This is a genomic window from Petrotoga halophila DSM 16923 (assembly GCF_002924615.1).
The window spans coordinates 20,724-36,880 of the sequence record NZ_JALY01000223.1; the positions used below are offsets into that span (position 1 = coordinate 20,724).

Here is a 16,157-nt window from a genome sequence, read left to right on the forward strand (position 1 = left end):
AATGAGGGGGTTAGCACATGGCTGAAACAAAACAGGTAGGCTTTTTAGAAAGAACTTTTAAATTGAAGGAAAACGGAACTAACGTTAGGACGGAAGTATTGGCAGGGATCACCACGTTTATGACCATGGCGTATATTATATTCGTAAACCCGTCTATTTTGAGCGATGCTGGCATGCCTTTCAATGGAGTATTTATTGCTACTATTGCAGGAGCTATTTTAGGTACTGTGATGATGGCACTTCTATCGAATTATCCTTTTGCATTAGCTTCAGGAATGGGATTGAACGCATTTTTTGCTTATTCTGTTGTTATAGGAATGGGGGTTAGTTGGCAAACTGCCCTTGGTATTGTATTTATGGAAGGTATCATATTTATTATCTTGAGCGTTACCCCTGTTAGACAAATGATCGTTAACTCTATCCCCATGGGTTTAAAAACGGGTATAAGTTCCGGAATTGGTTTGTTTATTGCATTTATTGGATTACAAAATGCTGGAATAGTGGTAGCAGATCCCGCCACGCTAGTTAGAATGGGGGACATATTTTCAGGAACGGCTTTAATTGCTATTTTAGGTTTAATCATCACTGGAATTTTGCATGCATTAAGAGTTAAAGGGGCTTTACTAATAGGCATTATTATTGCAACTATTTTAGGATTGTTCAATGGAGTTACACCAACTCCTCAAGGAGTAGTTGCTTTGCCTAAAATGGCTGATTGGAATCAGGTTTTATTTGAATTAGACTTAAGATCAGCTTTTAGTTTTAGTATGATAGGTGTTTTGATTTCTTTCTTATTCGTTGACCTTTTCGATACAGCCGGAACTTTAGTAGGAGTTAGCCAACAAGCAGGATATTTGAAAGAGGACGGTTCTCTTCCCAAGGCAGATAAAGCTCTCTTGGCGGATGCTATAGCCACGACAGGCGGTGCTCTTTTTGGAACAAGTACAGTAACAACATACGTCGAATCTGCTTCTGGAGTTTCTGAAGGTGGTAGAACAGGGCTTACAGGTATTGTTGTTGCCTTTTTGTTTTTCTTATCGCTGTTTTTTCAACCAATAATTGCTATAGTTCCAGGTGCTGCAACTGCTCCAGCTTTGATAATAGTAGGTGTAATGATGTTATCCAATATAAGGACTATTAAATGGGATGACTTTACAGAAGTTTTACCCGCTTTTGTTGCTATGATAGCTATGCCATTAACTTATTCAATTTCAAATGGAATAGCTTTAGGATTCATTACATATCCAATAATTAAATTATTCACTGGAAAAGCTAAAGAGGTTCATTGGTTAGTATATGTTTTATGTGCATTGTTTATCGTGTATTTTATATGGTTATAAATCAGAAATAGAAAGGTTGGTTTAATGGTTACGTCTGTAGTTTTGGCAGCGGGTGAATCAAAAAGAATGGGGAAAATAAAACAGTTACTTCCTTGGGGAGATAAAACTGTAATAGAGAGTGTTGTTTTCAATCTAATTCATTGTCAATATATAAGAGAGATAAGAGTAGTACTTGGGGCTAATTATGAAAAAATTAAACCAATTTTTTCTAATATTAGTGAAAAGAAAATAAAAGTATTAATTAATGAAAATTACAAAAACGGAATGATAACAACCGTTTGGACAGGTTTGAAACTTCTCCCAAAAGATACAGAATATATTCTTTTTACTTTGGGAGATATGCCTTTAATTAGAACAGCTACTTATAATCAATTGATGACAGAATTAACTAAAAATAAGCCCCCTATTTTAGCCCCTACATATATGGGCTGTAGGGGGCATCCTTTGATAGTTCATAAAACATTTGTCCCTGATATATTTAAGTTAAATGGACCTGGTGGATTAAGGAATCTTCTGAAACTTTACCCTGAGAAAATTAATTATTTAGAAGTAGAAGATGAAGGTATATTAATTGACATCGATACTCCCGAGGAATACGAAAAATATAAACATTAATCTAATACAAAGGAGTGTTTTTATGAAAAAGTATTTCTTATTCTTTATATTTATTCTCTTATTAATGATAACTACACTTTTTTCTTCTGACTTTGTTATTGTGAGAGATATGGTAGGAAGAGAGGTAAAAGTTCCTGCTAATGTTGAAAGAATTGTAACTACCTATAAACCAGCCACGCAGTTTGTCTTTGCATTAAATGCGCAGGATAAGCTGGTAGGTGTGGATGATGGATCAAATAGGGAAAAATTATTCAGTTACATGTATCCAGAAATTAAAAATCTAACCGCTGTGGGTTCAAAAAGAGAAGGAGTAAATATTGAAACAATCGCTTCACTACAACCAGATGTGGTTATTTTATTTCCCCATAACGAAGCAGAATTAACAGCATCTAAACTAGAAAAATTAGGGATAGCATCTTTCGTAATTAATCCTGAAAGTTTAGAACAAATAAGAGAAACTAACATATTACTTGGTAAAGTATTAGGTTTAGAAGAAAAGGCAAGAATAGTCGATGAACAGTTTGAAAATATTCTAAATATATTACAAAGGACAAAGAACTTACCAAACAATCAAAAAAAAGTTATTTATTTTGCTAATTCAGAATTATTAGATACAGTTGGCGAAGGTTTATTGCAAACTGATATGATAGAATTAGCAGGGGGTATAAATCCTGCCGCAATGAGCAAAAAAGGTTTTGTGAAGATTTCCCCTGAACAATTGATCGTTTGGAATCCTGATATGGTAGTTACTTCTCAAGGATACAGAGGAAATATAGATGATTTATTAAATGATCCTAAATATCGTTATGTCAAGGCTTTTAAAAATAAAGAAGTTTATCGATTCCCTTCAGAATTAGAACCATGGGATTATCCTAACCCTTCTTCATATTTAGGAATGTTATGGTTAGCTATAAACGCTCATCCTGATTTATTTACAAATATTGATTATGAACAAATTGTAAATGATTTTTATTATACATTGTACGGGATCTCTTACAATGAACTTTTAAATAAGGCAAATAACTAAAAATTACTTGGAGATATAAAAATGCATATACAAAGTCAAAGAAAAACATTAACACTATTAATTATATTATTAATCTCTGTTTTTATAATTTCTCTTTTTATAGGGAGATACAAAATATCTATATCTGAAATTTTAACAAATATGGGGACCCGAATTATTAGAGAAGAATCTATAAATAGCAACGATTGGAATGTTTTTTTCTATATACGTTTACCAAGAATAATTTTAGTTACGATAGTTGGTGCCATTTTATCCATGACTGGGGCGACATATCAAAGCGTTTTTAGAAATCCTTTAGCTTCGCCTTCGATTTTAGGAGTATCAGCTGGATCAGCTTTTGGGGTAGCTTTAGGAATTTTGCTGAACAAAGAGGGTTTGTTAGGACCTTACTTATTCTCCTTTTCTTTTGGGCTTATAGCGGTGTTTTTAACTTTTTATATCTCTGTATGGAGTAAAGTTAAGGGAGTTACAGTTTTAGTCTTAGCTGGAATGGCTGTAACTTCTTTTTTCAATGCGGGAGTTTCTTTAATACAGTACTTAGCTGATCCCTATGAGAAATTACCAAATATTGTTTTTTGGCTGATGGGAGGATTTAACAGAGCTGGATGGAGAGAGGTTTATATTTCTCTATTTAGTATGGTTCCCGGTATTATAATACTTTTAATATTGAGATGGCATTTAAACGTTATGTCAATGGGGGATGAAGAAGCCATATCGATGGGTGTCAACGTTAAATGGACGAGGATATTATTAATATTTGTTAGCACTGTGATGATTGTTCCAACAGTTGCTGTTGCTGGCCAAGTAACTTGGATAGGTTTGGTAACTCCTCATATAGCGAGATACATTATAGGAGCGAATCATAGGTATATGCTTCCAGCAGCAGGTGTTTTAGGAGGTATATTGTTATTAATTATGGATAATATTGCAAGAACTCTCACTCCATCTGAGATACCTATAAGTATTGTTACTGCATTTATTGGTGCCCCTTTTTTTGTGTATCTTCTTATACGTAGAAGAGAAAGTGGGTGGAATCAATGATAAAGGTTAAAAACCTATCTTTTTCATATGAACCTAATAAAAAAACAATCGATGATATTAATTTTTCTTTTAATAAAGGAGAGCTTGTAGCTTTGTTAGGACCAAATGGTTCTGGGAAAACTACTATTTTGAAATGTTTAAATGGCCTATTAAAACCGTATTTCGGAGAAATTTATATCGAAGATTCTAATATCCGCCATTTAAAAAATAGAGAGATTGCCAAACTTATTAGCGTTGTACCTCAAGAACATGCATCGGTTTTTTCCTATTCTGTGTTGGATATAGTATCAATGGGTGTAACGCCTTATCTAACCTTAGGAAAAATGCCCAATAATAAAGATTACGAGAAGGCTTTTGAAATGCTTAAATTTTTCAATATTGGAAAGCTTTCAGAAAAAAATTTCAATCAATTAAGTGGTGGAGAAAAGCAATTAGTTTTGATTGCAAGAGCTTTGATGCAAGATACTGATTATTTAGTAATGGATGAACCTACATCTCATTTGGATTTTAAAAATCAGTACTTATTAATGAAAGAGATGAAAAAGTTGAGTGAAGAAGGAAAAGGGGTTATTACTGCTCTACATGATCCAAATTTGGCTCTCAGATTTTGCGATAAAATTATTATGGTAAAAAACGGGCAAATAATTTCAAGTGGCGAAAAAGAAAAAGTTATGAATGCAAAGAATCTTCAAACCTTGTATGAAGTTGATATATCGGTAGATTATATTAATGATAAAAGCATTATTTACATAAATTAAAAAATATAACGAATTATTGGAAGGTGTTACTATGGAAGTCACAAGCCAATCCACAAAAAGTAGCAGATTTAAAGTAACAAAAGGCGAACCAATTTTGGGAACTAGAATTGAAGATAATGGGGTTAATTTTGGTATATATACAAGAAATGGTACTTCTGTAACCTTGGAAATATACGAAAAGTATTATGATGAAACTCCTATTTTCAAATATACGTTAGATAAGATTGCTAATAGAACAGGAGATATTTGGCACGTATTTGTTGAAAATCTCACATCTGGATATTATTATGGATGGAGAATAGGAGGACCATATGAACCAGAAAAAGGACATAGATTCAATCCAAACAAGTTACTTTTGGACCCATATGCTAAAGTTCTTGGTGGCAAGTTAGACTTTTCAGATTATTCTATTTACGGTTATGATAGAGATAGCAATGAAAAAGATCTCAGGATTTCTTCCCTTGACTCAGCCAGATCAGGTTTAAAATCAGTTATATGGAATTGTAAAAATTACAATTGGAAAGATGACATACATCCTAGGCATTCACTGAATGATCTTGTTATCTATGAGATGCATGTGAGGCTTTTTACGATAAGTCCGAATTCTGAAGTTGAACACAGGGGAACATACAAAGGAATAATTGAAAAAATTAATTACCTCAAAGAGCTTGGCGTAAACGCTGTAGAATTAATGCCAGTGTTTTCATTTTCTATGAACGATAATCTCAACATAAATCCTTTAACGGGGGAAAGATTAAAAAACGTATGGGGATACAATCCTATAAGTTTTTTCTCCGTAACTAACAATTATAGATATGGACTTAAAATAGGTGACGAGGTTGTACAGTTTCAAGACCTTGTTTATGAATTACATAAGAATGATATAGAGATAATTTTAGATGTGGTGTACAACCACACAGCTGAAGGAAATGAGATGGGTCCTACTTTAAATTTCAGAGGATTAGAAAATTCTGTCTATTACTTATTGAGTAGGGTAAATCCAAGATATTATGAAAATTATTCAGGAACGGGAAACACGATAAATTCAAGCCATTATGTTGTTAAACAGATGATTCTAGACAGTCTTAGACATTGGGTTTCAGAGATGCACGTTGATGGTTTTAGATTTGATTTGGCATCAATTTTAGGAAGAGACACTAAAGGTAATTGGGTTGGAGACCTTTCTTTGTTAAAAGATATAGCTGACGATCCTATTCTTGCTGGAACAAAACTTATTGCAGAAGGATGGGACGCTGCAGGCGGGTATTATGTTGGAGATTTTCCTACAGGATGGGCAGAATGGAACGGAAAATTTCGAGATACTGTGAGAAAATTTATAAGAGGAAATAACGGAACAGTTGCAGACTTAGCCACAAGAATTGCAGGAAGTCCCGACCTTTTTGAGAGAAGAGGAAGAAAACCATACCATAGTGTTAATTTTGTTACTTCCCACGATGGTTTTACGTTATGGGACTTAGTATCTTATAATAACAAACATAACGAAGCAAATGGAGAGAACAATAAAGATGGAACAGATGCTAATTATAGTTTCAACCATGGTGTAGAAGGTGAAACAAATGATATGAAGATTATAAAATTAAGAAAACAACAAATAAAAAATTTTATAACTATATTAATGGTTTCTCAAGGACTACCTATGATTTTAATGGGGGATGAATTCTGCAGAACTCAACTAGGTAATAACAACACTTACTGTCAAGACAACCATATATCCTGGGTAGATTGGAGTAGAAAAAACAAATTTGCAGATATCTTTGAATTCACCAAAAAGATGATAAATTTTAGAAAAAAACATTGCGCACTAAGAAGAGACAGATTTTTCACAGGAAAAGACATAGGAGGAGATGGAATTGCTGATATTACCTGGCATGGAGTTGAACCTTTTAAACCAGATTTTAGTTATTTTTCACGTAGTTTAGCTTTTATGATAAGTGGAGATGATTACATAAAAAATTGTCAAGAGAAAGATGAAGACATTTACGTTGCTTTAAATGCTTTCGATCAAGATCTTATATTTGAAATCCCCAAGCTTCCTAATGGGAAAAAATGGCATAGAGTCGTTGATACTTCCAAAGAAAGTCCAAATGATTTTTTGGAAGATCCATTGAAATTAGAAACTCTAAAATACAAAGTCAAATCTAGAAGTTCAATTGTTTTAATATCTCAATAATTCTTAAAAGGAGGATTTTTTATGCTTACAGATATTGAAATCGCAAGGAGAGCAAAATTAAAGAGAATCGATCTCATAGCTAACGAATTAGACATTCCTGAAGAGCACTATAGTTTATACGGAAAAAATATAGCAAAGGTTTCTCATAATTACATAAATGAACTACAATTTAAAGAAGATGGGAAACTTATAATGGTTACAGCAATTACTCCTACACCTGCAGGAGAAGGTAAAACCACCACAAGTATATCTTTATCGATGGCTTTAAATAAGATCCATAAGAATTCATTAGTAACTTTAAGAGAACCTTCGTTGGGACCGGTAATGGGAATAAAAGGTGGAGCGGCAGGTGGGGGTTATTCACAAGTTCTTCCAATGGAAGATATTAACCTCCATTTTACAGGAGACATACATGCCATAACATCCGCTCATAATCTAATTTCTGCTGTTATAGACGATTATATCAAATACGATAAATTGAATATAGACCCTACTAGAGTTTCATGGCCTAGGGCGATGGATATGAATGATAGAGCTCTAAGAGAAATTATAGTAGCACTTGGTGGGAGAAAAAACGGTTATCCAAGGCAAGACGGATTCATAATTACCGCTGCATCAGAAATCATGGCCATACTATGCTTGTCTCAGAATTTAGAAGAGTTAAAAAACAAATTATCCAATATAGTAGTTGCAAGAAATAGAAAAGGTGAACCTATAACTGTCAAAGATTTAGAAATAGAAGGAGCACTAACCGTCTTATTAAAAGATGCTATAAATCCAAATTTAGTTCAAACTTTAGAAAACACTCCTGCTTTTGTTCATGGTGGGCCATTTGCAAATATAGCTCACGGAACTAATTCAATACTAGCTACTAAACTCGCATTAAAACTTTCTGATTATGTTGTGACTGAATCTGGTTTTGGGTCAGACCTTGGAGCTGAAAAATTCTATGACTTTGTTTCACCTACTTTCGGATTGAAACCATCAGCTACAGTTCTTGTTGCAACGATAAGAGCATTAAAGTACCATGGAGGACAAAAAAAAGATGAATTGAATACTCCAAATACAGAGAATTTGAAAAAAGGTTTAGCCAATTTACAAGTCCACGTAGAAAATCTGAAGAAGTTTAATCTTCCGGTAATTGTTTCGATAAACAAATTTTATTCAGACACAGAAGAGGAGATTTCCATAGTTGAAAATTTTTGCAAAGAATTAGGTGTTGAATCTAGTGTCAATGAGGGATTTGAAAAGGGTTCTCAAGGAGCTATTGATTTAGCTGAAAAAGTTGTTAGACTAACTGAAAAGGAATCAAACTTGACTCCTATATACAATTTTGAAGATCCTATTGAAAAAAAGATAGATAAATTAGCAAAAAATATATACCGTGCTGGAAAGGTAGAGTATACATCTTCTGCTTTATCTTCATTAAGATATCTTAAAAAGTATGGTTATGATAAACTTCCTGTAATTATAGCTAAAACACAGAATTCAATCTCAGATGATCCGAATAAACTAGGAGCTCCAAAAGATTATACATTTACAATAAGAGACTTTGAATTATCCGCTGGTGCTGGATTTGTTGTTGCATTGGCTGGAGATATACTCAGAATGCCTGGACTTTCAAAGGTTCCAAACGCTGTTAATATGGACATAGATGAAAAGGGCGACATCTCTGGATTATCTTAAAAAAGTTAAAAAGTATAGGAGGGTTAAAATGTTTATCGATGTAAAAGACACAATAAAAAATATTAAAGAAGAAATAGATATTATAAAAAATGAGTTGACTTTCGAACCCAAACTTGTTAGTTTAGTTGTTGAACCTGATAAGTCTACTTTATCTTATCTAAATTCCCAGAAACGAAGCGCGAAAAAATACGGAATAAACTTAGAAATTGTTGAAAGCAATAATCTAGTAGAAGATCTTCAAAAACATAATGAAGATAGAAATACTCATGCAATATTCGTTGCTAGACCTTTGAAAAAAGGTTTTACGGAATTAGATATTGCAAAAAACATCTCCCCATTTAAAGATGTAGAAGGAGTCAGCTTATACAATATAGGTTCGATGTTTTATGAAAAAGAACTTTTCATACCTTGTACAGCAGAAGCAGTAGTGAAAATTATAGAAGATTTTACTGACGTTAAAGGAAAGAACGTAGTTATAATCGGAAGAAGCACTACAGTTGGAAAACCCGCTGCTATACTGCTTCAAAAACACGGTAGGGATGCTACTGTAACAGTTTCTCATTCAAAAACAGAAAATTTAAAAGAAGTCACTAAAAGAGCTGATATATTAGTAGCAGCAATAGGTAGAGCTAATTTTGTTGATAAAAGTTTTGTAAAAGAAGGAACAATCGTTATCGATGTAGGAATTAATGTTGTTAACGGCAAGGTAGTAGGGGATGTTTCACAAGATGTTTCTGAAATATGTAATTTGACTCCCGTTCCTGGAGGAGTTGGGAGTTTGACAACAGCAATACTAATGAGGAATGTATTTAGAGCTGCAAAAGGGGAGTTTTAATGAATATTGAACTATTAAAAATTATAAACAAAGAAATACAAGAAGGGAAATCAGGCGTTCTATGTACAATTATTAGAGCAGTAGGTTCTACCCCAAGAAATATTGGAGCAAGTATGTGGGTTAGAACTGATGGCTCAACAATTGGAACAGTTGGCGGAGGCCCTTCAGAAAAAGAAGTCATAGATAAAGCAAATGAAATGATAAAAAAGGGGGAAATAGAGCCTAAAATTTATGATGCGGTACTCAGAGAAAAAGAAAGTGATGGGAAATCTATTTGTGGTGGGGAAATAAGCATTCTATTAGAACCATTGGGAAACGAACCAAAAATAGTAATATTTGGAGCGGGTCACGTAGGTAAAGCTTTAGCAAGAGTTGCAAGTGTAACAGGGTTTAAAACAATCGTTTGGGATGATAGAGAAGATTTGGCTAATCAACAAAACATTTCTTGGACAGAAATTATAGTTTGTTCTTTAGATGAAGCCCTTAAGAAAATAAATTTTGATAAGAATACTTATGTTGTTGTTCTAACTCACCAGCATTCATTAGACGAAGATGTTGTAAGATTGCTAGAAGGTAAATCTTTCGCTTATTTGGGTGTAATTGGTTCATTAAGAAAAACATTAAAAATGAAAGAAAACTTATTAAAGAGAGGAGTTTCAAAAAGTTATGTAGATAATATTTATCAACCTATTGGAATTCCAATAGGTGCGGAAACTCCTGAAGAAATTGCTATTTCAATTTTGGCTGAAATTATTACGGTTTATAGAAAGGCCAATATATCTGTTTTAAGAAATACTTATTCAGTAAAGGAGAAATCTTGAGATGAAATATAACTTTGATGAAATAATTGATCGAAGAAATACAGAATCGGCTAAGTGGAAGGCTTTAAAACAGTTATATGGAAGAGAAGATATCATCCCTATGTGGGTAGCTGATATGGATTTTAAGTCTCCCCCTGAAGTCATACAAAGTTTGAAAGAAAGAGCAGATCATGGGGTATTTGGCTATCCAATAATAGATGATAATTATTTTGATTCTTTTGTAAATTGGGTTAAAAAAAGACATGAGTTGAATATCAGTAAAGAATGGATAATAACAGCAGATGGAGTTGTTGATGCGTTAAAAATAGCGATTCTTGCTTTTTCAAAACCTGGAGATAAAGTAGTAGTTCAAACACCAGTTTATTATCCCTTTTACAACATCATCAAATCTAACGGAAGAGAGATATTACGTAATTCTCTAAAAACAGAAAACGGGAATTATCTTATGGATTATGAGGATTTAGAGAAAAAGTTATCTGATAAAAGAACGAAACTTTTTATACTTTGTAATCCACACAATCCAGTTGGTAGGGTGTGGAAAAAACAAGAGCTTAAAAAATTAAGTGATTTATGTATTAAACACAACGTTATTCTATTATCTGATGAAATACATTCAGATCTTATATATCCAAGTAACAAACATATTCCTATTGTCTCTATTTCTCAAGAAATAAAAGAAAAATCACTAACCTTTTATGCTCCAAGTAAAACATTTAACTTAGCAGGCTTAAAGGCCTCATATGTAGTTATTCCAAGCAATGAATTAAGAAACGAATACAAAAATACTGTTGAAAGTATTTCTAGTAGTAGCCTAAATATATTTGGCATGATAGCTGCTAAAGTAGCATATGAAAAAGGTGAAGATTGGCATAAAGAGCTACTAATATATCTAGAAAATAATATAGATTTTGTAATAAGCTTTTTTAATGATAAGCTACCAAAAGTGAAAATAACAAAACCCGAAGGGACATACCTAATGTGGTTAGATTTTAGGGCATATGGAGATGAAGAAAAGATAAAAGAGGTACTTGTAAGCCAAGCAAAAGTTGGATTAGAAGAAGGAAGCATTTTTGGAGAAGAAGGGAAAGGTTATTTTAGAATGAATATAGGGTGTCCAAAAAGTGTCATAGAAAAAGCTTGTAATAACATTTATGATGCTTTTAAAGGCCTATAAATTATTTTAATTGAAGGATGGTATAATCTAAACACAGGAGGTAATGGTTTTGAGAGATTACAAGAAAATTTATTATACTTGGCTCAATAATCCTTTTATTGATGAAGAATCAAAAAAAGAGTTGAAAAAAATAGAAAACAACGACGAAGAAATAAAAGAGAGATTTTACAAAGACTTAGAATTTGGAACTGCGGGCTTAAGAGGAAAGTTAGGAATCGGTACCAACATGATGAACATTTATACTGTGGGAAGAGCAACTCAGGCTCTCGCTGATTATATAAAGGATTTTGGACAGGAAAGAATGAATATGGGAGTTGTTATAGCTTACGATGTGAGGCATTTTTCAAAAGAATTTGCCAAACAGTCAGCATTGATTTTAGCTGGGAATGGCGTAAAAGCTTATTTGTTTGAAGATATAAGACCAACGCCAGTCCTTTCTTTTGCTGTTAGATACTTGAAAACTACAGCGGGTATTGTAATTACAGCGAGTCATAATCCTAAAAATTACAATGGATACAAAGTTTATTGGGACCAAGGTTCACAAATATTAGATGATGTAGCCAACGGTATAGTAGAAAAAATAGAAGAAATTGGATATGATTTTGATAAAATTAAGAAAATTCCTGAAAATGAAGCTATAAAAAAGAAATTATTTCAATATGTTCCAAAAGAACTTGACGAAGAATATTTAAAAAGAGTTGAAAGTTTATCTTTAAGAGATAAAGAGATTGATAAAAACATCAATGTTGTATATACTCCATTGAACGGTACTGGAAACTACTTTGTCAGACGTGTATTAAAAGATAGAGGATTCAACAATGTTTTTGTTGTCAAAGAACAAGAACTTCCTGATCCTGATTTCAAAAGTGTTGCCAATCCAAACCCAGAATATGAAGTTGCTTTTGAAGAGGCAAAAAAATTAGGTAGTCAGGAAAATGCAGATTTATTATTAGCAAATGATCCCGATTGTGACAGGACAGCTATTGAAGTATTAAATTATAATGAGTATAAAATGCCTAACGGTAACCAAGTAGGTGCTTTGTTGGTAAACTACATTCTAGAGAGTAAAAAAGAAAATAAAAGTTTAGATGCTAACTCTGCTATTATAAAATCTATAGTTACAGGAGATTTATCAAAAAGAATTGCTAATAAATATGGGGTAACTGTGTTTGAGACACTCACTGGGTTTAAAAATATCTGTGGAAAGGAAAATGAACTAGAAAAAGAAGGAAAGTATAAATTCTTATTTGGTTTTGAAGAAAGTATAGGTTATGTTATGGGAGATTTCGTTAGAGACAAAGATGGCGTTATTGCATCTATGTTAATTTCAGAAATGGTTGGATATTACAAAAATAAGGGTAAAAATTTGTTAGAAGTTCTAGAGGATATTTATAAAGAGTTTGGATATGAATTAGAGAATAATTTTTCTTTAGTTCTAGAAGGAGTTGCAGGGCAGGAAAGAATTAATAGAATAATGGAAAAATTTAGATATGATTTCCCCAAACAGATATCTGATTTAAAATTAGCTAAGTACGCCGATTATTCAAAAAATCAAATGTATTATTTAAACGAAAACAAAACAGAGGTAATTACGGAAATCCCTTCGTCAAATGTTTTAAGATTCTGGTTTAATGATGGTTCTTGGTATGCCGTCAGACCTTCGGGAACAGAACCAAAACTTAAGATTTATATTTACTCTTATGACAAAAATAAAGAAGAATCAAAAAGAAAACTAAATTCAATAAGAAGAACGATAGATGACATTATAGATTCTGTGCAATAGTCGAAAATAAATGGTTTTAATTCCCCTCTCAAGAGGGGAATTAAACCTAATGGAAGTTACAAGAGGGGGAATTCTATGAACGAAACATCGTACAATAATGAAATTAATAATGATCAAATAAATGAATATATAGACGAGTTCTTATCCTACCTAAAATTTGTTAAAAGACGTGCTGATTCAACTATAAAAGAATATAGAAAAGTTTTGAATAATTATAAAAAGTACGTAATAAAAAATGGATTAAATAGAACTTGTTTCCTAAAATATTTACAAGAGATATCTAATCTCTCTCAAAGAACTATAAAACTTAGAATAGTAGTTTTAAAATCTTTTTTAAATTATCTGTATGAAAACGGAGAAATAACAGGAAAAAATTATTGGAAAGACGCGAGTACTAAAATTCCAAGCGATGTACCCAAAGGACTAACTGAGGATCAAATAAAAATATTTTTCTTCGTTATCGATGATATTTTTGATAGGATGTTTTATTCTCTATTATTAAAAACAGGATTAAGAATATCAGAAGCTTTATCTTTGAAAAAAGAAAGTATAGTTTTTAATGTTAATTATGCAGAAATTATAGTAAAAGGGAAAGGAAATAAAGAAAGGTATCTTAAAATTTCAAAAGAGTATGCAGAAGAGCTATTATCTTTTTCTGAAAATAAAGAGTATCTATTTTCCAATAACAATGATGTTCCTTTCTCTTCTCGAACTATGGAGCGTAGATTCAAAAAATATGTTATAAAAGCCAATAAAAAAATTGATCAATTAAAAAATAAAGGTTATAAAAATATAAATTACTTAAATGCCACGCCTCACGCACTCAGGCATACTTGCGCTAAAAGACTTCTTAACTCAGGGAAAAATCTAGAAGAGGTACGTTACATATTGGGACATACGACAATTTCTACTACTGGAATATATGTTAGATCTGACAATCATACTTCTCTATTAGATAAAATAATTTAAACGTATTTAAAATCTTTTTTACTAATTCTAACCCTAAAGATCAAGTTCCACCGCCTTGGGCACCAGCTCATGGATACAGAGCAAAATATCAATACCATTATTACCCCAATTCACAAGTTTATTATGATAACGAACGTGGCTTGTATTTTTACTATTCTAATGGAAAATGGGAATTTTCAGTTTCTCTCCCATCCTTTATACATTTAGATAAAGATATATCCATTGTTCTTGAAATGGATGTTGATAAACCTTACATTTATCACTCTGAAGTTGTTAAAAGATATCCCCCAAAAGCAAAAAATAAATAACTTTTATAATCAAAGATAAAAATAATTTTTATCTTTGATTTTTTATGTTTATTACTTCTAATAACTTTGGCTTTTCATAAAAAATTAAAAAATTTCTATTTTATTTATGTATTTACGTAATTATAACAAAAATTAAAATAAAAGATATTATAAAGCAAATTACAGTATATACGGTCTTGATACAATTAAAAGTGTTATATTAAAATTTACTAAATTCAGGAGGTAAAAGATATGTCAACTGTATTATATATCAAGGCAAACCCCAAAGATGATAAGGATTCTCGTACTTTTAGAATCTCAAATCACTTTATAAACGTTTATCAAAAAACTCATCCTAACGATCAAGTTATTACTCTTGATCTTTATAAAGAAAACATTCATTTTTTAACAAAAGAAGATATCCAAACAATATTTTCGCCAAAAACCGAAGAAAGTCGAAATCATCCTATTTTAAAATATACATATCAGTTTGCTGAAGCAGATAAGTATATATTTGCTTTCCCAATGTGGAATTTAAATACCCCAGCTATTCTCAAGGCTTATTTTGATTATATTACTGTTTCAGGAATTACATTCAAGTATACTGAACATGGTGCTGTTGGGCTTTTAAACGGTAAAAAAGCGCTTTGTGTTACAACAACTGGTGGCGAATATCTTACCCCTCCAATGTCAGACTTTGAGATGGGAATGAGATATATAAGGACAATACTAAAATTTATGGGAGTTGATGATATCAAAGCAGTAGCTGCACAAAGATTAGACATTATTGGAGAAGATGTGGAAAAAATAATTTCAGATGCTTTAAAAGAAGCTGAAGAAGCAGCTAAGAATTTTTAATAAAATTAGTATTAAATTAATAGCAATTCAATTTAGTAAATAAAAAAGTCCGCTTTTGGAGCGGTCAGATAGGGATTATTAATTTCTGAAAAATTCGGCATAGTCGTTGATATTCGGCTATGCCGTTTTTTCATTTATTTTGGCAAGTCGATAGCCCCAATGCAGTTATAGAAAATTTGAATCCGCTGGGTTCTGCGGCCATCTACCTTTTCAGCTTTGAACACAATAATCTTGTCAATAAACTCTCGGATAATTTCTGCATCCAATTCTGTAATCTTGGTTAAGTTTACCGCTATTATCAAAACAATTATCTAAATCAATAACGCAAATGCCATTATCCACCAAAAACCCAATACCGTCATAGCCATTTACAGCATCTACCGCCGAACTAAAATTTTTAAATGTATCCGGTTGATTTGGCTTTGCTCGTTCCCCTGTTACAGGATTATAGGTGACTTTAGTTTTTCTGCCACTTCGCTTTTCATATTTCCAACAGCAAAACTGTGGTATATCTTTAAGTGCTTGTGGCAAGTTTTCATATTGTGTATTCAGTTGTCATGGAGCAGTGAGAGAAAAATATTTTTATCTCTCATCCATAAGCGAAAAATTTGATTGATTCGAACCCCTAAAATAGAAAAATTCTTTTGCAAAGGGAGCCGACTAAGCTGGACACTCTTGTAAAATTGAAAAACACCTGTATAAAAACAGGTGATATATTGTATAAAATATCTGATTTCAGCTTAAAACAATTGTTGCTATGGCTAACCGAATA

At 32.2% G+C, this 16,157-nt stretch carries 14 protein-coding genes; 13 read left to right on the forward strand and 1 reads right to left on the reverse strand.

The genetic code is table 11. The features are described from left to right. Positions 1–17 precede the first annotated feature (17 nt). The 13 genes from AA81_RS10835 to AA81_RS10895 all read left to right on the forward strand — a co-directional run bounded on the left by AA81_RS10835 (position 18) and on the right by AA81_RS10895 (position 15,385). Entirely contained in the window at positions 18–1,340 is a 1,323-nt protein-coding gene (locus AA81_RS10835; protein WP_103898996.1) for an NCS2 family permease, read from the forward strand. Between the two features lie 24 nt (positions 1,341–1,364). Then, positions 1,365–1,955: a nucleotidyltransferase family protein gene (locus AA81_RS10840; protein ID WP_103898997.1), complete on the forward strand. Its 591-nt coding sequence runs from the start codon at positions 1,365–1,367 to the stop codon at positions 1,953–1,955. A gap of 22 nt (positions 1,956–1,977) precedes the next feature. Continuing rightward, positions 1,978–2,982 carry an ABC transporter substrate-binding protein gene (locus tag AA81_RS10845; RefSeq protein WP_103898998.1) on the forward strand — a complete coding sequence of 335 codons (1,005 nt, stop codon included), beginning with the start codon at positions 1,978–1,980 and terminating at the stop codon, positions 2,980–2,982. 21 nt (positions 2,983–3,003) lie between these two features. Continuing rightward, on the forward strand, positions 3,004–4,023 hold the full coding sequence (locus AA81_RS10850) for a FecCD family ABC transporter permease (protein WP_103898999.1): 1,020 nt from the start codon (positions 3,004–3,006) through the stop codon (positions 4,021–4,023). Continuing rightward, complete coding sequence (locus AA81_RS10855; protein WP_103899000.1) at positions 4,020–4,781, forward strand: ABC transporter ATP-binding protein; 762 nt, start codon at positions 4,020–4,022, stop codon at positions 4,779–4,781. Before AA81_RS10850 ends, AA81_RS10855 begins: the two co-directional genes overlap by 4 nt. A gap of 31 nt (positions 4,782–4,812) precedes the next feature. Continuing rightward, positions 4,813–6,972, forward strand: coding sequence for a glycogen debranching protein GlgX (gene glgX / locus AA81_RS10860; RefSeq protein WP_103899001.1), 2,160 nt, complete (start codon positions 4,813–4,815; stop codon positions 6,970–6,972). Positions 6,973–6,993: 21 nt separating this feature from the next. Continuing rightward, entirely contained in the window at positions 6,994–8,658 is a 1,665-nt protein-coding gene (locus tag AA81_RS10865; protein WP_103899002.1) for a formate--tetrahydrofolate ligase, read from the forward strand. Positions 8,659–8,686: 28 nt separating this feature from the next. Next, on the forward strand, positions 8,687–9,493 hold the full coding sequence (locus tag AA81_RS10870) for a bifunctional 5,10-methylenetetrahydrofolate dehydrogenase/5,10-methenyltetrahydrofolate cyclohydrolase (protein ID WP_103899003.1): 807 nt from the start codon (positions 8,687–8,689) through the stop codon (positions 9,491–9,493). After that, on the forward strand, positions 9,493–10,314 hold the full coding sequence (locus tag AA81_RS10875; RefSeq protein WP_103899004.1) for an XdhC family protein: 822 nt from the start codon (positions 9,493–9,495) through the stop codon (positions 10,312–10,314). Before AA81_RS10870 ends, AA81_RS10875 begins: the two co-directional genes overlap by 1 nt. A 1-nt stretch (position 10,315) precedes the next feature. Beyond that, positions 10,316–11,488, forward strand: a complete 1,173-nt coding sequence (locus AA81_RS10880; protein WP_103899005.1) for a MalY/PatB family protein — start codon at positions 10,316–10,318, stop codon at positions 11,486–11,488. 49 nt (positions 11,489–11,537) lie between these two features. Next, positions 11,538–13,271: a phospho-sugar mutase gene (locus AA81_RS10885; protein ID WP_103899006.1), complete on the forward strand. Its 1,734-nt coding sequence runs from the start codon at positions 11,538–11,540 to the stop codon at positions 13,269–13,271. Positions 13,272–13,346: 75 nt separating this feature from the next. Continuing rightward, on the forward strand, positions 13,347–14,240 hold the full coding sequence (locus tag AA81_RS10890) for a tyrosine-type recombinase/integrase (RefSeq protein ID WP_103899007.1): 894 nt from the start codon (positions 13,347–13,349) through the stop codon (positions 14,238–14,240). A gap of 539 nt (positions 14,241–14,779) precedes the next feature. Then, positions 14,780–15,385 carry an FMN-dependent NADH-azoreductase gene (locus AA81_RS10895; protein ID WP_103899008.1) on the forward strand — a complete coding sequence of 202 codons (606 nt, stop codon included), beginning with the start codon at positions 14,780–14,782 and terminating at the stop codon, positions 15,383–15,385. Positions 15,386–15,519: 134 nt separating this feature from the next. Here the strand turns inward: AA81_RS10895 and AA81_RS14800 are convergent, their stop codons facing one another. Then, positions 15,520–15,687 carry a DUF4368 domain-containing protein gene (locus tag AA81_RS14800; RefSeq protein WP_342750138.1) on the reverse strand — a complete coding sequence of 56 codons (168 nt, stop codon included), beginning with the start codon at positions 15,685–15,687 and terminating at the stop codon, positions 15,520–15,522. Positions 15,688–16,157 lie beyond the last annotated feature (470 nt).